17 protein-coding genes and 5 pseudogenes are annotated in these 21,989 nt (G+C 68.0%); 7 read left to right on the plus strand and 15 right to left on the minus strand.

Translation table 11 applies throughout. The features are described from left to right. Positions 1-91: 91 nt before the first annotated feature. Positions 92-829 carry a Crp/Fnr family transcriptional regulator gene (locus ACWC21_RS34000; RefSeq protein ID WP_450887574.1) on the minus strand — a complete coding sequence of 246 codons (738 nt, stop codon included), beginning with the start codon at positions 827-829 and terminating at the stop codon, positions 92-94. A 3,069-nt stretch (positions 830-3,898) separates the two neighbouring features. Here ACWC21_RS34000 and ACWC21_RS34005 point away from each other — a divergent pair. Next, positions 3,899-4,147 (plus strand): hypothetical protein, encoded by a 249-nt coding sequence (locus ACWC21_RS34005; RefSeq protein ID WP_450887576.1) that lies wholly within the window; start codon positions 3,899-3,901, stop codon positions 4,145-4,147. Between the two features lie 233 nt (positions 4,148-4,380). On the opposite strand, the gene ACWC21_RS34010 is transcribed toward ACWC21_RS34005, so the two are convergent. From ACWC21_RS34010 to ACWC21_RS34020, 3 genes are all read right to left on the minus strand, one after another. Then, on the minus strand, positions 4,381-4,767 hold the full coding sequence (locus ACWC21_RS34010) for a hypothetical protein (RefSeq protein WP_450887578.1): 387 nt from the start codon (positions 4,765-4,767) through the stop codon (positions 4,381-4,383). 723 nt (positions 4,768-5,490) lie between these two features. After that, the gene (locus ACWC21_RS34015; RefSeq protein WP_450887580.1) at positions 5,491-6,378 is read right to left on the minus strand and encodes an IS3 family transposase; all 888 of its coding nucleotides are present in this window, start codon (positions 6,376-6,378) and stop codon (positions 5,491-5,493) included. Next, complete coding sequence (locus tag ACWC21_RS34020) at positions 6,375-6,674, minus strand: transposase (protein WP_450887582.1); 300 nt, start codon at positions 6,672-6,674, stop codon at positions 6,375-6,377. Before ACWC21_RS34020 ends, ACWC21_RS34015 begins: the two co-directional genes overlap by 4 nt. A gap of 624 nt (positions 6,675-7,298) precedes the next feature. Here ACWC21_RS34020 and ACWC21_RS34025 point away from each other — a divergent pair. Continuing rightward, complete coding sequence (locus ACWC21_RS34025) at positions 7,299-8,696, plus strand: hypothetical protein (RefSeq protein WP_450887584.1); 1,398 nt, start codon at positions 7,299-7,301, stop codon at positions 8,694-8,696. Positions 8,697-8,867: 171 nt separating this feature from the next. On the opposite strand, the pseudogene ACWC21_RS34030 reads toward ACWC21_RS34025, so the two are convergent. The 8 genes and pseudogenes from ACWC21_RS34030 to ACWC21_RS34065 all read right to left on the minus strand — a co-directional run. After that, positions 8,868-9,332, minus strand: a pseudogene (locus tag ACWC21_RS34030) (IS5 family transposase); the annotation flags it as partial. A 16-nt stretch (positions 9,333-9,348) separates the two neighbouring features. Beyond that, positions 9,349-10,150 (minus strand): annotated as a pseudogene (locus ACWC21_RS34035) (IS5 family transposase). A 225-nt stretch (positions 10,151-10,375) separates the two neighbouring features. Continuing rightward, positions 10,376-10,876, minus strand: a pseudogene (locus ACWC21_RS34040) (DUF6624 domain-containing protein); the annotation flags it as partial. Between the two features lie 120 nt (positions 10,877-10,996). After that, positions 10,997-11,188: pseudogene (locus tag ACWC21_RS34045) on the minus strand (IS5/IS1182 family transposase); the annotation flags it as partial. Between the two features lie 339 nt (positions 11,189-11,527). After that, entirely contained in the window at positions 11,528-12,667 is a 1,140-nt protein-coding gene (locus ACWC21_RS34050) for an XdhC family protein (RefSeq protein ID WP_450887586.1), read from the minus strand. Continuing rightward, positions 12,660-14,798 carry a xanthine dehydrogenase family protein molybdopterin-binding subunit gene (locus tag ACWC21_RS34055; RefSeq protein WP_450887588.1) on the minus strand — a complete coding sequence of 713 codons (2,139 nt, stop codon included), beginning with the start codon at positions 14,796-14,798 and terminating at the stop codon, positions 12,660-12,662. The genes ACWC21_RS34050 and ACWC21_RS34055 overlap by 8 nt, the downstream gene beginning before the upstream one ends. Continuing rightward, a complete protein-coding gene (locus ACWC21_RS34060; protein WP_450887590.1) occupies positions 14,795-15,787 on the minus strand; it encodes an FAD binding domain-containing protein in 993 nt (330 codons plus the stop codon). Before ACWC21_RS34060 ends, ACWC21_RS34055 begins: the two co-directional genes overlap by 4 nt. Further along, positions 15,784-16,365: a (2Fe-2S)-binding protein gene (locus ACWC21_RS34065; protein ID WP_450887592.1), complete on the minus strand. Its 582-nt coding sequence runs from the start codon at positions 16,363-16,365 to the stop codon at positions 15,784-15,786. The genes ACWC21_RS34060 and ACWC21_RS34065 overlap by 4 nt, the downstream gene beginning before the upstream one ends. Positions 16,366-16,648: 283 nt before the next feature. Here ACWC21_RS34065 and ACWC21_RS34070 point away from each other — a divergent pair, with 283 nt between their 5' ends. Then, positions 16,649-17,218 carry a TetR/AcrR family transcriptional regulator gene (locus ACWC21_RS34070; protein ID WP_450887594.1) on the plus strand — a complete coding sequence of 190 codons (570 nt, stop codon included), beginning with the start codon at positions 16,649-16,651 and terminating at the stop codon, positions 17,216-17,218. Positions 17,219-17,287: 69 nt separating this feature from the next. On the opposite strand, the gene ACWC21_RS34075 is transcribed toward ACWC21_RS34070, so the two are convergent. Then, positions 17,288-17,467, minus strand: a complete 180-nt coding sequence (locus tag ACWC21_RS34075; protein ID WP_450887596.1) for a hypothetical protein — start codon at positions 17,465-17,467, stop codon at positions 17,288-17,290. 110 nt (positions 17,468-17,577) lie between these two features. After that, the gene (locus tag ACWC21_RS34080) at positions 17,578-17,832 is read right to left on the minus strand and encodes a tryptophan-rich sensory protein (protein ID WP_450887598.1); all 255 of its coding nucleotides are present in this window, start codon (positions 17,830-17,832) and stop codon (positions 17,578-17,580) included. Positions 17,833-18,384: 552 nt separating this feature from the next. On the opposite strand from ACWC21_RS34080, the gene ACWC21_RS34085 reads away from it, so the two are divergent. Continuing rightward, complete coding sequence (locus ACWC21_RS34085; protein ID WP_450887600.1) at positions 18,385-18,552, plus strand: hypothetical protein; 168 nt, start codon at positions 18,385-18,387, stop codon at positions 18,550-18,552. A gap of 3 nt (positions 18,553-18,555) precedes the next feature. Here the strand turns inward: ACWC21_RS34085 and ACWC21_RS34090 are convergent, their stop codons facing one another. After that, the gene (locus tag ACWC21_RS34090; RefSeq protein ID WP_450887602.1) at positions 18,556-19,410 is read right to left on the minus strand and encodes an NAD-dependent epimerase/dehydratase family protein; all 855 of its coding nucleotides are present in this window, start codon (positions 19,408-19,410) and stop codon (positions 18,556-18,558) included. Positions 19,411-19,547: 137 nt separating this feature from the next. On the opposite strand from ACWC21_RS34090, the gene ACWC21_RS34095 reads away from it, so the two are divergent. The 3 genes and pseudogenes from ACWC21_RS34095 to ACWC21_RS34105 form a co-directional block, all read left to right on the plus strand. Continuing rightward, complete coding sequence (locus ACWC21_RS34095) at positions 19,548-20,396, plus strand: helix-turn-helix transcriptional regulator (protein WP_450887604.1); 849 nt, start codon at positions 19,548-19,550, stop codon at positions 20,394-20,396. Positions 20,397-20,551: 155 nt separating this feature from the next. Then, positions 20,552-20,698 carry a hypothetical protein gene (locus ACWC21_RS34100; protein ID WP_450887606.1) on the plus strand — a complete coding sequence of 49 codons (147 nt, stop codon included), beginning with the start codon at positions 20,552-20,554 and terminating at the stop codon, positions 20,696-20,698. Positions 20,699-21,295: 597 nt separating this feature from the next. Next, positions 21,296-21,862 (plus strand): annotated as a pseudogene (locus ACWC21_RS34105) (transposase family protein); the annotation flags it as partial. Positions 21,863-21,989 lie beyond the last annotated feature (127 nt).

Raw genomic sequence — 21,989 nt, forward strand, 5'->3', positions numbered from 1 at the left:
GCTTCTTTCCTTGGGTCGGAGCCTGGGCCGCACGCCCGCAAGCGGGGTGGTGAGTGCGGCTGTGAAGCTGGCGGGTCCAGGTGATGACAGGTCAGGCGCTGATGGCGCTGTCGTGGAGCGCGTCCAGGTCGTGGACGATGAACTTACGGTATCCGGCGTCGATCGTGCCGTGGCGCCGGAGGCTGCTGATGGCGTTCTCCACGGTGGAGACGCCCAGTTGGAGTGCCGCGGCGAGGTCCTTCTGGCTCGGGCCGCTGATGGTGGTGCGGCGAGTGACGGTGGGGTCGGGGATGCCGACGGTTTCCGCCAGGTGCGCCAGGAGCGTGCTGACTCGCTGGAAGGAGGCCTGCGCGAAGGTGGCGTAGACCCGTTCGTCCTGCCGGTTGCGGTCCTCCAGGCTGCGCAGCAGCGCCAGTTGGACCTCGGGCCGCTTGCGCTGCAGAAGGTGCATGTAGCTGACACGCCAGGGGATGACGTAAGTCTTCGACAGGCACGTCGTGGTGACGGAGGAGGCCGGCTCGATGAGCTTGGCCTCCCCGACGATCTCGCCGATGCCGCGGAAGCGGACGATCGAGGGAAGCCCTCGTGCCGAACCGAGCGGGAAGCGCTCCTGGCGGACACATCCCTGCACGATGATGAAGACGTCCTGGTCGTCGGGGCCCAGAGGGAGCGGCATGTCCCGGCCGAAGGAGCGGATGCGCTGGTCCCAGTCCTGGCTCATCGACGTCCAGGTGAGCGTGGGCAAGTGTTTGAGGAAGCTGCCCGATGGCATGGCGGCGCGGCCCAGGAGCAGGTCGTTGAGGCGAGGCGCTCCCGCTTTGATGGGCATCTGTCACCCCTCCTTGTGGCAGGGGAGGCGCCGGGCAGGGAGACAAGCCCGGTGGGAGGTGGCGAGGTGACGCGGTGGCAGCCCATCGTTGCGGCGGCGGATGCGGCGGGTACGCACGATGAAACTACCGCTGGCGGCGGTACGCATGACGGTCCGAGTCCCTTACGTGTGGCGGGTGGGTGCGCCCCCATACCGGCGGGCGCACCCTGGTGGGTCCAGCGCCCCCTCCCGTGGAACTCCGTCCGGCATGGTGCTGTGTGGTGTGCTGGAACGGCGCCGGGCGAGAACGTCAGGCAGTAAACGTACCCCCAGCAGAGACAAAATCGCCAGTCACGCAAGGGACTAGTGGACGGCTTTCCCGGCACACAGACCCCACCGCGAGGGTTTTTCCGGCGCGCCCCCGTAAAAGGCGAAAGTGACGCAGGTCACAGAATCCTGGAATTCTGAGCCGCAGCGCATGAATGGCGATATGCGATGCTGCTATTTTGGGCATATTCCCTGACATGCGCGCAGCGAGTATCAGATGAGCGCGGGGGAACCCAGGTGAACGCCCCCCCATAAGGCGGAAGGCCCCAGAGCACCACACCCCAGAGCCTTCCAATGGATCTGGACCCACCAAGGCTCAGATCGCCGTTACAGTTAACCACTGGTCACCGGCCAAGGACACGCCGAACCAAATCTCTCCGCCTCAGAAACCCCAACAAGAGGGAAACCCGGGGTCCTGTCGGAGTACAGCCTCCGCTGCGGGATGCGAGACGAGCACCGGTCTCGTTTGTCCGCTTTGACGGTTTGGCTGCTTACGCTCCCCTGCCGGCCCGATGCCGTCGAGAGCCGAAGGATTACTCCCAGCCATTTGTGATCAACGTTTCACCACGTCTCACGAGTAAGCAAGGACACCCTAACCCGGCACAACCCCAGGCCAAAGGTTCGACCCTAGAACACAAGGCCGAACACGCAACTTCCCATAATCGACCAATGAGGCGCATGGGAATTGGCGAGCACATTGAAGAAGTAATTCCCTGGACGGATTCCCCGGAAGGAAAAATAACCTTTCTGACGCTCGCCTTTCCTCTCCGCCTCCGGTGCCGGCTCCGGACGTCATGTCGATTCATAGCCTTGACTGCACGGCAGGAGGCACAAGCACGCCCTCATGACGCCCCGGTGCGCAGAAACTTTCCTGCCGTCAGATTTGTTCGGTACGGCGCGAGTTACCGTCACGCAGCGCCACGGAAGGAAGCGAACGTCACATGAAGCGCACACATGGTGACACTTGGTGAGTGTCCCGGAGTGCCCTGCCCCACAGACGGGCGGCCGGGCCGCAGCGGGACGGCTACCGTGCCCCGCTCGCCGTATGCGCGGACCGACGGATGCTGCCTGCACTCCCGCCGGGGACCGCAGACAGCGGCCCTCGCACCGCTGCCGGCCGACACCGGCTGTGGATCAGGTGATGCGCACGCTCGGCGGGACCGCCCGGCGCGGGCGCGCCGGGACGAGCCGTCGACCGGACGGCCACCCTCTGCAGTCCCTCCAGCGGGCAGGTCACCGCGGCCTTCGCGGGCGTCGCGAAGTACTACGGGACCGGTGTCGGCATCTGCCCGCCGCGCGGGAACCGCAAGGGCATGGTGGACAAGGCCAACCACACCGCGGCGGCGCAGCGCCGGCGGCCGGACCGTTCCGGACCACCCGACGGCCAAGCAGGCCCGGTCCGGGCCCGGCAAGCCCCGCCTTCCGCATGGACGAACGCCGCCGCAAGGCCGACGGGATGCCCCTCACCGTCGCAGAACTTCGCCGCAGGTGCGCTTCACCGCCCAGGGCGTCAACGCCCGGCACCCACCAGATCTGCGCGTTCTTGCGGCTCTTGCTGAAAGGCCGCTGGATGCTCCCGCCCATCGCAGACGAGCGGCTCTGCCGGGCGGCCCTCCCCTTCCCACTGCCTGGCAGCCAGGGCCCTCACCAGCATCTCCGCCCGGTAGGGGTCCGACGCACCAAGGGCCCCCGCCGCCTCCACGGCCTCCTCCAACAGGGCCAGCCGCCCCTCACGCAACTCCCCTACCAGAAGCGACGCGCTCGCCTCCACCAGGACGTACGCCAGCCTCGACCCCTGCACCTCCGGCTCGGCCCACGCCAAAAGACGGCAAATCCACAGCCCCTCGGCACCACGCACCACCCACCGGTCGGCACTGAACAGCCCGACCCTCGCCAGACCGGCGAAGCAGAACGTTTTCCCGCGGGAGACGGCTCATGGGCTGCGGGCCGCGGAGCGCGTCAGCAGCTCGACCACCTGATCGTGCCCAGTGCCGGAGCGGGCGTCCCGGATGAGCCGGTCCCGGGCGGGCGTGCGGGGCGGGTCGGTGACTTCAAGGCAGCGCTTTGAGGTCCAAGCAGCGCCACAGGCGCATGGAGCGCACCAGCAGGGCACTGCGCACCATGTGTGCCGGCGGTGTAAGCCCAGCACACATGGTGCCCGGCCTCTTCGTCGGTAAGACCGTTGGGCCGCCCCAGCGGCGAGCGCCGCTCTGCTGACGCCCGCTGGTCTCCTGCCCGAAGACGATGCAGGCGACATCCACGCCATGCCGGTACAGCGCCTCCACCAAGCCGAGGCACCCCTCGGGGGGCCGGAACGCGCCCCCCCGCAGGCGGCAGCCGTGCAGGAAGGCAAACGCGGACACCGGGAAACCCACGGTGCGGGACCGGACACCCCCAGAGGCACCTTCCTGGGACCAGCACCGCCGCGCCACCCTGGACCTGCGATGCGGCCATTGATCAGGATGACGAAACCGGCTGCCCATTCAATTCCCGACCCGCTGAACTCGACGGTGCAAGGCGGCCACCAAGCCCTTGGCCGCCGCCTGATTCACACACCGAACCGATGAGCGGAGACGAGAGCCAGTGTTCAAGAAGAAGATCAGTGCGCGCCTGGGAACGGCAGGAACGGCAGCGGTCCTCAGCGCTCTGGGCGCGTTCGGCGGACAGGCGAGTGCCGGCCCTGTGCACCCCGGCAGTGTCACACCCGCCTCCGTGGTGTTCGAACCCTCCTCCGTGGTGACCGACGCCAGCTGCAAGGGGTGGATGAACACAGAGAAGCAGAACGGCAACTGGTTCGCGCAGGGGCTGGTCCAGTCCTGGAACGGCCAGTCGTGCCACATGTACCTGGAGCGCAAGCACAACGGCACCTGGACCATGGTCTCGTCGGTGCACCACGTCGCCGGCAGCGCCGACAACACGGGCTGGTACTGGGACGACTCCGGCTACACCTCACGCGTCTGCATCTACAACGAAAACGGCTCCCAGACATGGAAGTGCGGCGGCGCCGTGTGACGCGTACTCAAGGCGGTAAGAGGCCACGGCACCCTGACCGCCGTCTCACTTCTGCGACGGCGGCAGGACACACGCCCCGCGGAACGGATGGCAGAGTTCCAGCGCCCGGCATCGGGAGCGTGGGTCCCGACCGTGGTCGAAGCCCCACGCTCCAAGCTGCACATCCGGGAAATCAGGCACCGCTCCATCCAGACAGCGGAACCGGCCCCTCCCTTACTTCACCGTCCAGGGAGTCAACACCCACCCACAGAGTCATGCGCGTCCTTGCGGCTCTCCTTGAAGGGCCGCCCGGTGCTCCTGCCCGCCGGGCGCCCCTCAAGTTCCCGCTGCCTGCCAGCCAGGGCCCTCGCCAGCATCTTCGCCCGGTAGGGGTTCGATGCTCCGAGGGCCCCCGCCACCTCCACGGCCTCGTCCAGCAGCGCCAACCGTCGCTCAGGCAACTCCCGCACCAGCGATGATGCGCTTGCCTCCACCAGCACGTACGCCAGCTTCGACCCGTACACCTCCGGCTCCACCTGCGTCAGAAGCCGGTAGATCCACAACCCCTCGGCACCGCGCACCACCCGCCGGTTGGCCCTGAGCAGCCTGACCCTCGCCAGCACAACCACGTCCTGATCCATCGATCCCCCTCGTCTCGCCCACCCCCGGCCGGTGCACGTCACACGGCGAGACAGCACGGCGAACGCGTCGGCAGCCGAGAACGACTGCCGACACGCTGGCCGGAGAATGGATGACGATGAGTGTGGCGCGCGCGCCAACTGCCCACAAGGCCGAACGGACGTGCGCTGCGTCCTACCGAGACCACCACCGAACAGGCATAACGGACCTGACACTCGCGCAAGGCCCGCCTGGCACCCCTGACTCAGACCCAACCACGGCATCTCGTGCACGGAGCACCCGCCTTATGAGACGCGCTGAAGCGCAGCCCGAGCCCTCCCAGCAGTCAGGGCCTCACCATCGGCCTGTCTGTCGAGATGTACAAGGCAATCCCGCCCAGCACAGCCACGCGCGCCATACGCGAGTAGCAGGAGGTTCTGACCAACTCAATCCCCGGTTCAGCCGCCTGCCGGGCAACCCCTGCACCCGGCCGCCGTGGGCTGCGGCAGTCACGTGCCGACGCCGCTGCGCGGTGAAGGACCCGGAGCGTTCGGCGAGCATCGTGAGGACTTCGTCGCAGACGGCGTCCACCGCCTGGTGCTCGATACCGGTGACAATCCCGAGCCGCCACACACGTCCCTACCCGTCTTCGTCCTTCCACTGCCAGCTGATCAGGTCGGAAGCGACGACCAGGTCCACGGTGAGGTCGAAGGTGAAGTTTCCCCGTGATCTCGGACACGTGATCGTTATGCCGCAAGGGCGTGCTGATGCCGCTGTCTGGTCTCGGCCAGGGTGAGGTAGCCAAAGGTCTTGTGCTTGCGCAGGCGGCGGCGGTTGTAGAAGGTCTCGATGAAGTTGAAGACCTCCGCGCGGGCGGTGGCCCTGTCGGGCCAGGTGCGAGTGCCGATTTCTTCTTTGAGCAGGGCCCAGAAGCTCTCCGCGGCGGCGTTGTCGAAGCATGATCCGGTGCGTCCGCAGCTCTGCCGCAGCCCCAACTTCCCTGTTCTTTCTCGGAACTGGGCCGACGTATATTCACTGCCGCGATCGCTGTGGATCACGCAGCCGAGCTCCAGTCCGCCCCGGCCGTGTGCCATGTCGAGTGCATCGACGACGAGCTCGGCGCGGTGGTGGTCGGCCATCGCGTAGCCGACGACCTCGCGGGTGGCCAGGTCCAGCCAGCAGGCGAGGTAGAGCCAGCCCTCGGCGGTGGGCAGGTAAGTGATGTCGCCCACCAGCCTGGTCCCGGGACGCTCGGCACGAAAGTCACGGCCGATCAGGTCCGGGGCCGGCTTCGCCTTCACATCCGGCCGCGTCAGCGAACGCCTCTTGCACCGGCTGATGCCGCGGATGTCGCGCTCACGCATCACGCGGGCGACGCGCTTGCGGTTCACCCGTCGGCCCAGGCGGCGCAGTTCGGCGTGGATGCGCGGGACACCGTAGGTGTGGCGGGAGGCGATGTGCAGCACGGTGATCTCGTGCGCGAGCGCGTCGTCGGCGGCCTGACGAGCGCGGCGGGCGGCCTCGCCCTCGCACCAGGCGTAGTAGGAGGAGCGGGCGACCGTCAGAACCCGGCACAGCAGGACGATCAGGTAGGCCGCCTTCTCCGCGTGGATCAACCGGTAGAGCTCGCTCACCGGTCGTTCTCCTTCACGAAGAAGGCCGTCGCTTTTTTCAGGATCTCGATCGTCTGCTGCTGTTCACGGACCTCCTTGCGCAGCCGCTTGAGCTCCTCGCGTTCGGCGCTGGTCAGCTCACCGGACTCGCTCTCGCCCCGGTCCGCTTTGGCCCGGCGGTACCAGCCGCGCAAGGACTCCCAGCTGATACCGAGCTCCCGGGCGACGGCGGTGACCGTCTTGCCCGAGGAATCGACGAGCGCGATCGCGTCCCGCTTGAATTCCTCGGTGTACCGCTTCGTGTACTTGCTTCCCACCTGGTGCTACCTCCTCTGGAACCTCAAGATCCCAGTCTCCAGGTGTCCACGATCAAGGGGAAGCTTCACCTCCCACCCCACCCTCTTGACGAACTTGCAATCGAAGAATCCTTGTTCGGTATCACGAGTTGCCCTTCCCGATCCCCTGGCGAAGGGCAAGCTGGCATGTCAGAATACAGTTTCGCATGTGTGCACAGTTGGGGGATCGGTGACCACGGAGACAATTCGACTACGTGTTTTCGCTTCGACCGAAGACGATTCCGCGGATGACTTTCTGGCCTCACTCCGAGAAGCAGGACTGGAGCCCAGAACTGTATATGCGCGAGGTAGCGCGCCCCTTGGAGAGATGCTGATCACCGCTACTGCAGGCGCTCATGCGGTGGTGTATGTGATTAATTCGCTCCGTCGAACGCTTCGTCGCGGCGTTGTGATCGACGCGCTGGATCAACAACTGGTGATCAGGGCTGACCCAAGCCTTTCTCGCGGAATGGTAATCATCCGATCTCAGGATGGAGAAGTAACCTTCCGTGATGGAGAGGGAATCCCGGAGTCTCTACTGTCGGCCGTGACCAACCGAAGTACGGCTGACGGACAGGGCGAGCGGCCTGGATCGGCTGGTGTGAATTGAGCGATGCACGCGACTATCCTGTCAGTGAATTTTTCACTGACGCACAGAACCCCGAACTTGCACGTGAAGCATTGAGTCTCTGTCGCGCTTTCCATGACCCCCGATACATAAAGGCCTGGACGTCGAACATTGACGCCACTACTGGTTGGCAGCGTCATTTCGAATGGAACGCTGATGTGCGAATCCAACTCGACCGACTCCTTATGGCTTCATGGGTGGAAAACGACCGGACGGCCAGGGAGATGGCATCCCAGGTGGAGGGCTTTCTGCTCCCGTCCTTCGCTTTGGAGTCCCAGGTTTTCGAAAATCCTGGAAACTCCCCGGGCTATATCATCGGAATATCGCCGGTCGCGGTAAGCCTGACCACGGATATAGCATGGCACCTCTCCGTTGCGTACCGGCACGTCGAAGATACCTACGTGGCCGTGGATCGGAATGCCAGTGCTGTCCTCGATGTCATCGTTCTGGCTTACCTGAGGCTCCTGTCGTCCGGTGTTCGCCAGGGCGCCGCGAAGGCACCCCTCATCGGAGGGGTGCCTTCTGCCTTTCTGCCGCTAACCGCGGGTATTTTCGACGAGCAAATTTGGCTCGATGCGGTCGGAGAATACGACCCCAAAATGTTGATGCCGCTCGGTAGGATCTCCACAGGAAGACGCAGGTTGCAAAGTTTCCTCGAGCGCATGAATGACTTAACAAATGCAGCTGCCTGGATTCACCCAGTTAGTCAACCTAGGGCTGTCTGGAGTGCGGCATTGCGGTTCTCGCTCGCCCACGAGATGGCCCACATTCAGGGTGGTCACCTCATTGGATTACCGGAAGATGACCTTCCTGTAGGTGAGGGGGAACCCGAAACGACTTCTGTGCAGTACGACAAACGGGAAGTGGAAGCAGATCGCGCCACATTCACGGCCAGCCTCGACGCCACCATCGCAGAGGCAGGTGAAAGTCAGCGTACGCCCGGACTGTTCAGACTCCACACGATCGCTGGCGCCAATGTCGCGTCCCAGCGCAGAATCGGAAAGGACCTCAAGGAGGGTTTTGAGATAGCACAATTGGCTGCAATGCCGATGAAGGCCAGAGAGGAACTACGCTGGGATGGACACTCTGGGGCCATCGCTGTCCACAGGGCGACAGAGGCATTCGAGTCCTTCTACTCGGCGATGTTGATGCTTGCGTGCCTCTCTGCATGGAACGGGGAAGAGCATCGGGCGGAACGATTGATGAGATCCGCCCAGCGACGCTTTCATATGCGGACCCATGTGCAAGCCGCAAGAGAACAGGTCCTGTCCGCCAAGTACGGGCACAAACTGTGGAATCAAAAAGATCTCGACTATCGAATCATTCACGACCACTTCGTTACGCACGTGACTGAGGATCTCTTTCCCAGGATCTGACAATTCCTGCTACTAGCATCGGGAATTCAAAGTCTGGCGAATGTGATCCTTTTTCGACATCGCGCTGATTGCGTGATGAAGGACGTGAACGACCTTCACGATGTCGGTGATTCGATTAGTGGCTGCAGCAGAGTTTCGCAGGATGCGCCAGCCCTTATTCACTTACAACGGCTAACACGATGAGCTGAGTTGTCGGTGGGTGATCAGACAGCAGGCGAGCTTGAGGAAGGCTTCGTGGATGTCGGCTCGGCGTTCCCAGCGGACGCGAAGGCGGCGGAAGCCGTGGAGCCAGGCGAAGGTCCGCTCGATCACCCAACGGTAGGTGCCCAGGCCGGTGCCGTGCCGGGTGCCGCGGCGGGCGATGGCGGGGACGATGCCGCGGGCACGGACCTGGTCGCGGTAGATGTCGTGGTCGTAGCCGCGGTCGGCGAACAGTGAGTCCGGCCTGCGTCTGGGGCGTCCCGGTCGGCCGCGGACGGGCGGGACGGCGTCCAGCAGCGGCAGCAGTTGGGTGACGTCGTTGCAGTTGCCGCCAGTGAGGAGGACCGCGAGCGGGGTGCCGTGCCCGTCGGTGATCAGGTGATGCTTGGAGCCGGCCCGGCCCCTGTCGACCGGCGACAGGCCCGTGTGGAGCCCCCTTTTAGACGTCATTTCACTTGGCCAGTCGGCGGTGACATATGAGAGTCGCGGCGATGGCTGTGAAGGCAAGGAAATGTTCCGGCTTGCGCTCGTAGCGGCGGTGCAGGCGGCGGCAGCCGGACAGCCAGGACACGGTCACCTCCCCCACCCAGCGGTGCCGGCCCAGCCGCCGGGACGACTCGATGCCCTTGCGGGCAAGGCGGTGCCGGATGCCGCGAGCCATCGCCGCAGGTGGCGGTAGTCGTATCCCTTGTCACCGTGCAGCTTGGCGGGCCGTCGGCGTCGCGAGCCGCGACGTGAGCGGATGAGTGGGATGCCCCGGACCAGCGGGATGAGTGCCTGGCTGTCGTGGAGGTTGGCGGCGGAGATGCCGACCGACAGAGGCAGGCCCTGGCGGTCCACGATGAGGTGGATTTTCGACCCCTTCTTGCCGCAGTGGGTCGGATTCGGTCCCGTCAGCTGCCCCCTTTGAGGGCCCGGACGCTTACGGAGTCGATCGCGCACCGCGACCAGTCCAGCTCACCTCGGGCACCGAGTTCATCCAGGACCAGGCGGTGAAGCTTGGCCCACACCCTGGCCTCGGTCCACTCGGTGAACCGGCGGAAGGCCGTCACGCCCGACAGCCCGAAGCCTTGTGGCAGTTGGTTCCAGGTGCAGCCTGAGGTGGCCACGAAGACGATGGCAGCCAGCACCTCGCGGTCCCCTCGCCGCCGGTGCCCTCCACCCTGAGGGCGGACCGGCGCCGGCGGCACCACCCGCTGGAACAACGTCCACGGGTCTTCCGGCGCCATCCGCTCGACAAGCGCAGCAGTCATCGCCCCAGACTGCCGCAAGATCACGCCAACTGAAATGGCGTCTTACTCCGATCGTGGCCGTAGGCTCTGTCGCCGACGCAGTGCTGGACGGATTGCTCCTCGGTATCTTTCCGGACCTCGTCCTCATCCCCGCCCCAGCTAGCCCCTGTCCGGCAAATCATTGCCCGCGGCAGGTGAGCCCGGGCAGTGATCCACCGGACGCGACCGGGGAGGGGGCGTCAAGCACATGGAGAACTGGGCGACGTACTCGTCGAAAGGCTCGATGCCGACTTCCGCACGAAGTTCGTCCATGCGCTCGGGCTCTTCACAGGGCCACGGAACCGGCGCCCCGTCCTTCACGCCGGCGATCTGAGTTCCGTAGATCTGCTTGCGGCCCTCGTTGACCAGCGTGCGGTCGCGCAGGAAGGCCAGCTCGCGCGGGCTGGCCGAGCCTGTCGACACCGCCTGCTGCATCAGCTGGAGGGCGCGACGCTGAACGTCGAGCTGCCGGTCGGCGTGCTGAGCGATGAGCCACGCCGCGCGTGCGGCCTCCTCGCCGACCAGTTCCGCCGTCGGCCAGCCGTATTCGTCCATGATCTCGCCCAGCCGGTCACCGTGCCGGGCGGTCAGTCGCCGCCAGGCCAGCTGCTCAGCAGGGTCGTCGCTGTTCGCGCGGACTGCCAACCGGTGATCGGCCGCAGCCATATCCGTGAGTTCCGCCGTCAGCGAGGCAACGCCTTGCGCCACTCTCAACTCCCAAACTGGTTCAGTGTTTTGTGTCCGCCCGCAAGCCTAGAGTTGCAAATCGGGTGTAAAGATCATTCCGGAGAACGGTGACAGGCACCTCGCCGCATAGGGATAATGGATCTACCCTCGGAGCCAGAGCCGGATCGCTGCGACGGTCACGGTGCCCTGGAAGACATAGCCACGCTTGTCGAACCTTGTGGCAACGGCCCGGAAGTTCTTGAGGGCGTTGATCGTGTGCTCGACTTCGTTTCTGCGCTTGTAGATCGTTTTGTCGAAGCCGGTGAGCCGTCCGCCCTTGCTGCCGCGGCGTTGCGGTTGGCCTGCAGGTCGTCGGACATGTCGTCGCGCAGGTGCTCCCCAGCGCGGATGGTCCCCCGGACGCGACACCGGGCAGGTTCCGGCTCAAGTGCTCACCGCGCCCGCGGGGATGGTCCCCTCATCCGGCCCCGCGACGCTCCACAGCGGCTGCTCCCCGCGCCCGCGGGGACGGCCGCCCGCTCCTCGGCCGTGGCCTGCTCCCCGCGCCTGCGGGAATGGCCCCTCGGGAACCTCGCCCGGGGCGACCACGGGGACTCCGCGCGGGTAGGAGCTGATCGTCTCGGCCACGATGCGTCCGGCGGCCGACGAAGGCAGCGATGCGCCGGTCGATGCTTATCCCACCGTCGCTTCCGCGGTCCGAAGGTCGCGGTGGATGGGCGTCCGGGAGTCGGTCAGGGGCACGCCGGTGCCACCCCGCCTGGCGGCGACGATCTCCGCCACGATCGACAGGGCGGTCTCCTCGGGCGTACGGGCACCGAGGTCGAGGCCGATCGGAGAGCGAAGTCTGTCCAGTTCCCGCGCACTCACCCCCTCGGCCCGCAGACGCCTGTTGCGGTCCTCGTGGGTGCGGCGCGAGCCCATCGCGCCGACGAACGCCACCGGCATGCCGAGGGCCAGCTTGAGCAGAGGGATGTCGAACTTGGCGTCGTGGGTGAGGACGCACAGAACCGTGCGGGTGTCGGTCGCGGTGCGCCGCAGGTAGCGGTGCGGCCAGTCCACGACGACCTCGTCGGCATCAGGGAAGCGGGCCCGGGTGGCGAAGACCGGGCGGGCGTCGCACACGGTCACGTGGTAGCCGAGGAACTTGCCGGCCCGTGCCAGCGCCGAGGCGAAGTCCACCGCCCCGAAGACGATCATGCGTGGTGGCGGCACGTTCGACTCGACCAGCAGGGTGAGGCCGCCGGGGCAGTGTGAACCGTCCGTCGATATCTCCACCGTGCCGGTACGGCCCGCCTCCAACAGGGCGCGGGCCTCGGCCGTCGCCGCGCGATCCAGTTCCGGGTGACCGCCGAGAGCGCCTTCGTGCGCGCCGTCGTGCCGCAGTAGCAGGGCCCGGCCCAGGAGTGCGGCCGGGCCGCGAGCGACCCGGGCGAGAGCCGCCGGCCGGCCCTGCGCGGCGGCCGCCACGGCCGCCGCGAGGACCGTCCGGGCGGGCTCCTGGCCGGACACCGGAGTGACCAGCACCTCGATCGTGCCGCCGCAGGTCAGTCCGACGGCGAAGGCGTCCTCGTCGCTGTAGCCGAACCGCTCGAGCACGCTCTCCCCGGTGCGCAGCGCCTCCAGGCACAGGTCGTACACCGCGCCCTCGACGCAGCCGCCGGAGACCGAGCCGATCACGGTGCCAGCGCTGTCCACGGCGAGGGCGGCGCCGGGGCCGCGCGGTGCGCTGCCGCCGACGGCCACCACGGTGGCGACGGCGAACTCCCGGCCCTCCGTGATCCACCGGTCCAGCTCCCCGGCCAGCTCAAGCATCGAGCGCTCCCGTCGCCGAGGTCAGGACCCGGTCCGGCCGGATGGGCAGGACCCGGTGGCGCACGCCGGTCGCGTGCCAGACCGCGTTGGCGACGGCGGCCGCGGCGCCCACGATGCCGACCTCGCCGATGCCCTTGATCCCGACCGGGTCGTTCGGGTCGGGGTCGTCGATCCAGTCGGCCTCGACGTGCGGGATGTCGGCGTGGGTGGCCACGTGATAGCCCGCGAGATCGGCGCCGACGTGGCCGCCCGAGGCGCGGTCCCGTACGGCCTCCTCGTGCAGCGCCATGGAGATGCCCCAGATCATGCCGCCCACGAGCTGGCTGCGGGCGGTGAGCGGGTTGACGATCCGGCCCGCCGCGAATATCCCGAGCATGCGCCGCACGCGCACCTCGCCAGTGGTGACGTCCACGGCCACCTCGGCGAACTGGGCTCCGAAGGAGTGGCGCTCGGCGGGCGCGAGCGAGCCGATGGCCTCGGTGGTGTCCGAGCGCACCGTGATGCCTTCCGGGGGGATGTCGGCGCCCGGAGCCAGTGTGTCGCGCAGTTCCGCGGCCGCGGCGGCGACCGCCCAGGACCAGGAGCGGGTGCCCATGGAACCGCCGGCGATCATCGCCGGTCCGAAGTCGCTGTCACCGATGCGGACGCGGACCCGCTCCGGGGGCACGTTCAGCGCATCGGCGGCGACCAGGGTGAGTGCGGTACGGGCGCCGGTGCCGATGTCGGCCGCGGCGATCCGCACGGTGAAGCCGCCGTCCGGGTACGCGGTCACGGTCGCCGTGGAGGGCGCCGCTCCCGCGGGGAAGGACGCCGCCGCGGTGCCGGTGCCGAGCAGCCAGCGGCCGTCCCGGCGCAGGCCGGGGCGCGGGTCCCGGTCCGCCCAGCCGAACCTGCGGGCGCCCTCCCGGAAGCAGGCGGCCACGTTGCGGCCGGCGAACGGCAGGCCGGACACCGGCCCCCGCTCGGGGTCGTTTCGCAGCCGCACCTCGACCGGGTCGATGCCGCCCTTCTCGGCGAGTTCGTCGAGCGCCGCCTCCAGTGCGAAGGAGCCCGGCGCCTCACCCGGGCCTCGCATCCACGTCGGGGTGGGCACGTCGAGCCGGACCACACGGTTGGCGGTGTGGTGGGCGGCGGCGTCGTACATCACCCGTGCCACCCCGGCGCTCGGCTCGACAAACTCGTGCACGGTGGAGGTGAGGCTGAGGGAACTGTGCTCCAGCGCGCGCAGCCGCCCCTCGGCGTCGGCGCCGAGCCTGACCCGCTGGATGGTGGGACTGCGGTAGCCGGCCAGCGAGAACATCTGGCGGCGGGTCAGGACGACTCGCACCGGGCGCTGCAGTATGGTCGCGGCCATCACGGCGGCCACCTGGTGGGCCCGTACGCCCTTGCTGCCGAAGCCGCCGCCGACGTGCTCCGAGCGCACCCGCACCGACGCCGTGTCGAGCGAGAAAAGGTTCGCGAGTTCGCCGATGACCCAGGTGGCGCCCTGGTTGGAGTCGACCACCTCGAGCCGGCCGCCGTCCCAGTGGGCGGTCGCCGCGTGCGGCTCCATCGGGTTGTGGTGCTCTTCGGGGGTGCGGTACTCGGCGTCCACGACGAGGTCCGACGCGGCCAGTTCGGCGTCCAGGTCCCCCTTCTCCGTCACCGCCGGCATGTGCCCGTCCACCGGGTAGGCGCCCGGATGGCCCGCGACGAAGTCGATGTCGTGGGGCTCCTGTTCATAGTGCACCACGAGCGCCTCGGCGGCCTCCCTGGCCTGCTCGGACGTCTCCGCCACGACCAGCGCCACCGGCCAGCCCAGGTGCGGCACCCGGTCGTGCTGGAAGACGGCACAGGTCGGGTCCGGCTTCGTGCCCAGCAGACCGGTGTAGTCGGTGTTCAAGCGCAGGGCGTTGCGGTGGTCGAGGACGGCGAGGACGCCCGGCATGGCGAGGACCGGGTCGCTGTCGATGGCGCGGATGCGGCCGCGGGCGACCGTGGAGAGCACCAGCCAGCCGTACGCGAGGTCGGTGAAGGGGATCTCACCGGCGTAACGGGCCGCTCCGGTGACCTTGTCCCTGCCCTCCACGCGGGTGTGGGCGGTGCCGACGGAAGGCGTCCGCGTGTGTGCCGCGGTGGTGACGGTGGTCATCGGACGGCCTCCTGTGCGAGTCGGGTGAGCTCGGCCACGACGAGGTTGCGCATGAGAGTCACCTTGTATCCGTTCTGGGCCAGCGGTCGTGCCGCCGCCAGTTCGGCGTCCGCCGCGGCGGCGTAGGTCTCGGCGTCGGCCGGAGCGCCGATCAGGATGCGTTCGGCGGCGAGGGCCCGCCAGGGCCGGGAGGCGACGGCGCCGAAGGCCAGGCGCGCGTCGTGTACGACGCCGTCCCGCACGTCGAGCGCGGCCGCGAGCGAGCCGATGGCGAACGCGTACGAGGCGCGCTCGCGTACCTTGCGGTAGCGGGAGTTGGCGGCGACCGGAACGGGCGGCAGGACGACGCCGGTGATCAGGGCACCTGCAGGCAGGGCGGTCTCGCGGTGCGGGGTGTCGCCGACGGGCAGGTAGAAGTCCGCCAGGGGCGCCTCGTCCGGCCCGTCGGCGGTCTCGAAGTGGACGACCGCGTCGAAGGCGGCGAGCGCGACGGCCATGTCGGAGGGGTGTACGGCGACGCAGTTCTCCGACGCTCCCAGGATCGCGTGGTTGCGGTGTTCGCCCTCTATGGCGGGGCAACCGCTGCCGGGAACGCGTTTGTTGCACGGTTTGGCGACGTCGGTGAAGTAGCCGCAGCGGGTGCGCTGGAGCAGGTTCCCGCCGAGCGTGGCCATGTTGCGCAGCTGTCCCGAGGCGCCGGCCAGCACCGCCTGAGCCAGCGCCGGGTAGCGGCGGCGGACCTCAGGGTGCGCGGCCAGGTCGCTGTTGGTGACGGTGGCGCCGATGCGCAGGCCTCCCTCCGGCGTCGACTCGACGTGGTCCAGCGGGAGTTCGCGAATGTCGACGAGCCGGGCGGGGCGTTCGACTCCGGCCTTCATGAGGTCGACGAGGTTGGTGCCGCCGCCAAGGAAGCGGGTGTCGGGATCGGCGCCGAGCAGCGCGACGGCGCCGGCGACGTCGGACGCCCGTCGGTAGTCGAACTCCCTCATGCCACGGCCTCCTTCGGCTCCGGCCCGAGGCCCGCGCGCCTCGCGTCCGGCTGCGCCTCGGCCGCCTGGGCCACGGCCTCGACGATCGAGACGTAGGCGCTGCACCGGCAGAGATTTCCGCTCATGCGCTCGCGGATCTCTTCGGCCGTCAGCGGCGGTGGTCCGGCATCGGGGCGGAGGTCGTCGGTGACGGCGCTGGGCCAGCCCGCCGCGTGCTCCTGGATCACCCCGATCGCCGAGCAGATCTGTCCTGGAGTGCAGTAGCCGCACTGGAAACCGTCCAGGTCGAGGAACGCCTGCTGCACGGGATGCAGCTGCTCGCCCTCGGCGACGCCTTCGATGGTGGTGATCTCCCGGCCCTCGGCCGCCACGGCCAGTTGGAGGCAGGACACGGCCCGGCGGCCGTCCAGCAGGACCGTACAGGCGCCGCACTGTCCCTGGTCACAGCCCTTTTTTGAGCCGGTCAGCGTGAGACGCTCGCGGAGTGCATCGAGCAGGGTGGTGCGGTGGTCGACGGGCAGTGTGTACTTCTCGCCGTTGATGTTCAGGGTGATGACACTGGACGCCGATGAGGCCATGAGCAGCTTCTTTCGCCTAGCCAGGGCAGATGGGGTATTTCAACGACCGGGGAATCGGGCGGGTGCGCAGGGTCTGCGGTGCGGCACCGCGGCGCAGGAGTGGGGCGACGATGCGTGGTGCTGGAACTTGAAGAGGACCGCGGACTGCCGCAAGGACTCGTCCGCAGCTATCGTGGACGACGACCGGACAACCGTCCGCTAAGTGGGAAACTTATCGGACAGCTGTCCGGTTAGCAAGGGCGAGGTTCGGCCACGAACCCCTCTGGGAGGACGAGTGCCGCAGATGAAGGACGCGCCCCGGCGCTCGGACGCCCAGCGCAACCGCGAACGCATCCTGGAGGTGGCACTCGCCGAGTTGTCCCGCTGCGCGGACACACCGCTGAGCGCGATCGCCAAGAAGGCCGGTGTCGGCCAGGGCACCTTCTACCGCAACTTCCCGAACCGCGAGGCACTCGTCCTGGAGATCTACCGGCATGAGATGCAGCAGGTCGCCGACAGTGCCGCCCACCTGCTCCGGACCCGGCCGCCGGCACAGGCCCTGCGCGCCTGGATGGACCGGCTTTCGGAATTCGCGATGACCAAGGCCGGCCTGGCCGACGCAATCCGGCAGGTCACCAGCGCGCCAGGCAGTCCGGGGAAGCCGGCCCCCACGCCGGTGATCGGCGCGGCGGAGTTGCTGCTCCGCGCCAACGAGCAAGCCGGCACCGTCAGGTCCGGCGTCACTGGGGACGATTTCCTCCTCGCCATCGCGGGCCTGTGGCAGCTCGACCCGCGCGACAACTGGCGGCCCCGGGCCACCAGGCTCCTCGACCTCGTCATGGACGGCCTGCGCACGGGGGCGCCCGGCCGGTGAACAGCGCACCGCCGATCGCCGCCGGGCACGATGGCCGGGCCGTGGTTCGCGTCCACGAACGCCTGCAGCTCAACCGGCACCGTCGTGGCGCAACCCCACGCTGCCGCCGTCCGGGGACTCGTACGTCCGGAAGGTGTCCACCGCGGTCACCCGCTGCCCGCCCTGGGCCGCCGATCCCCAGGAGGTCGTCGGTTCGACATACGACGATCCGCAGCCCAGGCCAGACACAAGGCGATGCAGATCGCCCATCGACGACAACATGAGCAAGCGGTACCAGCAGGCAGCCTCTGCTCTGCTCGCTCAACTCGGGCGACGCACGCATCCGGCATTCCCGGCGTTCTGCCGGACGAGGGCGGCGTTCAGGCCGGTGGCGAAGGCGCACCACCCCGCGTACGGCAGGAGGACATGGGCCGCGGTGGGATCGTGCGGGCGGCGCGGCGAATGAGTTGAGCGTTGCTGAGGTCGAGCAACAGTGTGCCGGCCAGCCCGGCTTTGGGGCTGCGCAGACCGAAGAAGAGCCAGTTCCACCCCGCGTTCAGTGCCAGGTTGACGGCGAGGCTGAGCAACAGGAGCGGGTCCGGCTCGTCGACGGGCCTGCACCCGCCGCGGAGCAACTGCTCCTAGTCGGTGGCATGGCGCGGTCCAACTACCTGCGGCACCGGCTCGCCCTGCACCTGAGCGACCGTGCTGAGGTGATCTCGCCGGTCGACGCCGCGGTGGCGGTGCTCTTCGGCGCCGTCCACTTCGCCTACGATCCGTCCCGCGCCCACGAGGGACCATCCCACCCGGGACCATCCCCGCGGGCGCGGGGATGGTCCCGGGTTCAGCATCGGGCCCGGGTCGACGGGGCGCTGCTCCCCGCGCCCGCGGGGGATGGTCCCTCCGTCTCGGTGGGTGGCACCTCGTCGGCGTTCTGCTCCCCGCGCCCGCGGGGATGGTCCCAGTCGACGTGCCCGGAGGCACGGAGAAGAGGGCTGCTCCCCGCGCCTGCGGGGATATGGTTCCTGCGCAAGCTGGCCAGTGCAGGGGTCCCACAACTGTTTCCCCGCACCCGCGGGGATGGTCCCGAGCTGTTCGGGGTGGTCGTGGCCACCTCCTAGTGCTCCCCGCGTCCGCGGGGATGGCCCCGAGCGGGAGACGTCAGGGCCTGGGCTGAAGAGTCGGGCGTGATCAACGTGGCGAACGCGCTGCCGCAGGTCGCGGCGCCCGCCCTTGCCGCGCCGATCGTGACGTACCTGGGCGGCTACCGGGTGCTGTACCTGGTGGTGGCCGTGATCGCGGTGGGGGCGGTGCTGTGGGACGGATCAGAGAGGTGGACTGGCCGGGCGCAGTGACCGTCACAGGGCTCCGGCGTCCCGGGCCGTCCAGACGCTCGGGTAGATGGGCCTGAAGCCGAGTTCCCGGCGGATCCGCTGGTTGGACGTGATCCCGAACCACGGGTCGGGGTCCGTGAGCTCGTGGAGCCCGGCGGGCACCTCGACGCCGTTGAGCTGGTACAGCTCGACCGTCGTGACGGGGGCGTCATCGGCGATGTTGTAGATCCGGCCGGCGATGCCCGGCGCGTACAGCAGACGCATCAGGCCCTGAGCGACGTCCGCGTGGTGGGCCATCTGCAGGCGCTGGTGCGGCGCCCAACGGGCGGCCCAATGCAAGGAGTTGGCGAGGTGCGGATCGGCCTCGCCGTAGACGAAGGGGAGCCGTCCGATGCGAACGTCCAGGCCCTTAAGCACGAGCAGTTCGCGCTCGGCCTCGGCCTTGGACTCGGGGTAGGCGCCCCACATCGCGCCGCCCGGCCGGCTCTCGTCCTCCTCGGTCAGCGGGCGGCCCCGTCCGACGCCGTACACGTTGTTCGTGCTGACCTGCACGAACCGCTCCACGCCGGAGGCCTGCGCGGCGCGGCCCAGGGCCACCGCGGCGTCCCGGTTGACGGCCCACGCCTCCTCGTCCGGCACCCCGCGGAAGGAGGCGGCGACGTTCACGACGGCGTCCACGCCGGCGAGCGCCTTGCGGAGTGTCTCCTCGTCGCGCATGTCTCCTACGGCGACCTGGGCGCCCAGCTCCGCGAAGCGCTCGCCGCGGGCCGCGTCCCGCACCAGGACTCGCACCTGCTCGCCCGGCTGCCGCTGGACCAGCAGCCTCGGCACGAAGCGGCGTCCGACCTGTCCCGTCGTACCGGTCACCAAAGTCAGCATGATGTGCTCCTCACGCACTGTGTCGCCTGTCGTTGATGACCAGCTTCGGCCGGCGCGGGGACGACCGGGGAGAGATCTCTTCATCAGGGGAGCGGGAGTCCCTGGATAAGCCGGTCGACCTCGCGCACCCTGGAGAGGTGAACCGAGCCGAACTCGCCGACTTCCTGCGCCGCGCTCGTGCCCGCCTGGCTCCCTCCGACGTGGGCCTCACGGCCGGAGCCCGCCGACGTACGCCGGGGCTGCGCCGCGAGGAGGTGGCCCAGCTGGCCGGCATGTCCGTGGACTACTACACGCGGCTGGAACAGTCCCGGGGCCCGCGCCCGTCCCGCCAGATGCTCACCGCGCTGGCCCGCGCCCTGCGCCTGACGGAGGACGAACGCGACCACCTCTTCCACCTCACCGGTGAACAGCCGCCGCGCCGGGAGGAGACCAGCACGCACGTACGCCCGAGCCTGCTCCTGGTGCTGGACCGGCTGCACGACACCCCGGCGATGGTGGCGACCGACTGCGGCGAGGTCCTGGCCCAGAACGCGCTGTCGCGGGCGCTGAGCGGAGACGTCCTCGCCCGCCCGCCCCGAGGACGCAACATGATCCGCCGCTTCTTCCTGGACCCGGCGGCCCAGGAGCTGTTCCCGCCCGAGGACCGCCCGGAGCGCGCCCGCGAGCAGGTCGCAGGCCTGCGAGCGGTGGCCTCGGCCCGCCCCACGGACCCCGAACCCGGCGCCCTCGTCGCCGAACTACGCGCCACGAGCGAGGAGTTCGCCCACCTCTGGGACGAACATCACGTCGCCGTACGCCGCGCCTCCACGAAACGCTTCCGGCACCCTGCGATCGGCATCCTTGAACTCGACTGCGAGATCCTCGTCAACTCCGACCACAACCAGCAGCTCGTCATCCACACGGCCCGCCCGGGCACGGAGTCCTACGAGCGCTTGCAGATGCTGCGGGTGGTGGGCTTGCAGGACCTGACGCCGACCGGCTCCTGACCGCGTGCGCGCCTTCGAGTTCGCTCCCTGACCACCGCACATGCCCCCGATCCCGAACTCCCGTGCCTTCTGGGGCCGGCAGCGGCGCAACGTCTGCCACTGGCACAGGGCGCGGCGGAAACGTCTACCACGTTGACGGGGTCGAGGGTGTCGATGTGAATGGCGAGTGGCCAGCCAATCCATTTGCCGACGAACAGGAAATTGCTGTTCCGGGTCGCATTGATCCGAGCCGCATCATCGGCGTGCGGTTGCGTGATGGGACTTGGATGGACAATCCCAACTATGTTCCTCTGGAGAAGTGATGGATGTACTAAGCCTCACCGCTGCCAGCGACGATGGCCGTCGCGAGGAGATTGACCTTGAAGTCGATGACCCAGGCACGCCGAGCATCAAGCTAGTCCGCGCCAACAGGATGACTAGCGTCCATCAGGGCGGAGATCTCTTCGAGTGCCTCAAGGTTTTGCGCCGTCACCTTGAGGCGGTGGGTCTCCTCGTTTGCTGTCAAGGATCACGACCGACGGTATTTCCATCGGGGATGGGACGTCAGATGTCAAATGGAAGGCTTGCTTATCCATTGCGGCGCGATCCGCCTCTGACCGACGCGGATCTTGTGGATATATTCGCGCCAGCTCAACTTTCCGAGGTGGGTACGGTCGAAGATCAACGTCGAGCTGTAATGGAGTTCTTCGGGTTCTCAAACAAGTAGCTTGGCGGTCCCACCGGATTCGTTTCCGGTGGGAGCGCTGTGGCGTGCTGAAGGGGTCTGACGGCAGTGAGCGTTTTTTTCAAGCTGTCTGTTGAGCAAGGCTGCTGACGGCGCGGGCGGTGCGCCGATGTAGAGAAGCTCCTGGTAGACGAGTGGGTGTCGAAATCCAAGCCGTCCTGCCAGGAGCTTTCGCGTGCTTGTCTACCCAGCCGGCGCCGATCTGTCCATCTCAACCTTGCGCTTCCTCGCCACTGAACTGGCGGCACGTCGCCGTGAACGAGGCACGCGATGGCGCCGCCTGCCAGCTGGACGACAGGCACTGCTGGTGCTGGCCCATCTGCGCTGCGGTCACACCTACGCCCAACTCGCTGCCGGGTTCAGCATAGGCACCAGCACCGCCTACCGCTACGTCGCCGAGGCCGTCGACGTGCTGGCCTCCTTCGCCCCGACGCTCACCGAGACGGTGAAGACCGCCTCCACCAAGGCGTTCGTAATCCTGGACGGCACGCTGTTGCCGATCGACAGAATCGCCGCCGACCACCCTTTCCACTCAGGGAAACACAAGAAGCACGGCATGAACGTGCAAGTGATCGCCGATCCGCATGGGCGACTGCTGTGGGCATCTCCCGCGCTGCCCGGAGCAGTCCACGACATCAGGGACGCGCGAATCCATGGCATCATCGACGCCTTGGAGGCAGTCGGGGTGGAGTGCTGGGCTGACAAGGGCTACCGCGGTGCCGGCGGAACCGTGCGCATTCCCCCTGACCCGCTTCCTGCTACGCCCCCGAGATTCCCCGGACGCTGTTGGTTCATTCGGGGCTCGCGTGACGTCGGCCTTCAAGACCCGCTCGTGGTCTTGAAGGCCGACGTTGTCGTATGGGGTGGGT

This window comes from Streptomyces sp. NPDC001348 (assembly GCF_053597535.1).

Excerpts from the sequence above, each read along its gene's own strand:
- ACWC21_RS34090 (WP_450887602.1), bottom strand. The coding sequence starts at position 19,410 with ATGCTGACTTTGGTGACCGGTACGACGGGACAGGTCGGACGCCGCTTC.
- ACWC21_RS34055 (WP_450887588.1), bottom strand. The coding sequence starts at position 14,798 with ATGACCACCGTCACCACCGCGGCACACACGCGGACGCCTTCCGTCGGC.
- ACWC21_RS34065 (WP_450887592.1), bottom strand. The coding sequence starts at position 16,365 with ATGGCCTCATCGGCGTCCAGTGTCATCACCCTGAACATCAACGGCGAG.
- ACWC21_RS34050 (WP_450887586.1), bottom strand. The coding sequence starts at position 12,667 with ATGCTTGAGCTGGCCGGGGAGCTGGACCGGTGGATCACGGAGGGCCGG.
- ACWC21_RS34010 (WP_450887578.1), bottom strand. The coding sequence starts at position 4,767 with ATGGATCAGGACGTGGTTGTGCTGGCGAGGGTCAGGCTGCTCAGGGCC.
- ACWC21_RS34060 (WP_450887590.1), bottom strand. The coding sequence starts at position 15,787 with ATGAGGGAGTTCGACTACCGACGGGCGTCCGACGTCGCCGGCGCCGTC.
- ACWC21_RS34075 (WP_450887596.1), bottom strand. The coding sequence starts at position 17,467 with ATGGGCGATCTGCATCGCCTTGTGTCTGGCCTGGGCTGCGGATCGTCG.
- ACWC21_RS34000 (WP_450887574.1), bottom strand. The coding sequence starts at position 829 with ATGCCCATCAAAGCGGGAGCGCCTCGCCTCAACGACCTGCTCCTGGGC.
- ACWC21_RS34005 (WP_450887576.1), top strand. The coding sequence starts at position 3,899 with ATGAACACAGAGAAGCAGAACGGCAACTGGTTCGCGCAGGGGCTGGTC.
- ACWC21_RS34070 (WP_450887594.1), top strand. The coding sequence starts at position 16,649 with ATGAAGGACGCGCCCCGGCGCTCGGACGCCCAGCGCAACCGCGAACGC.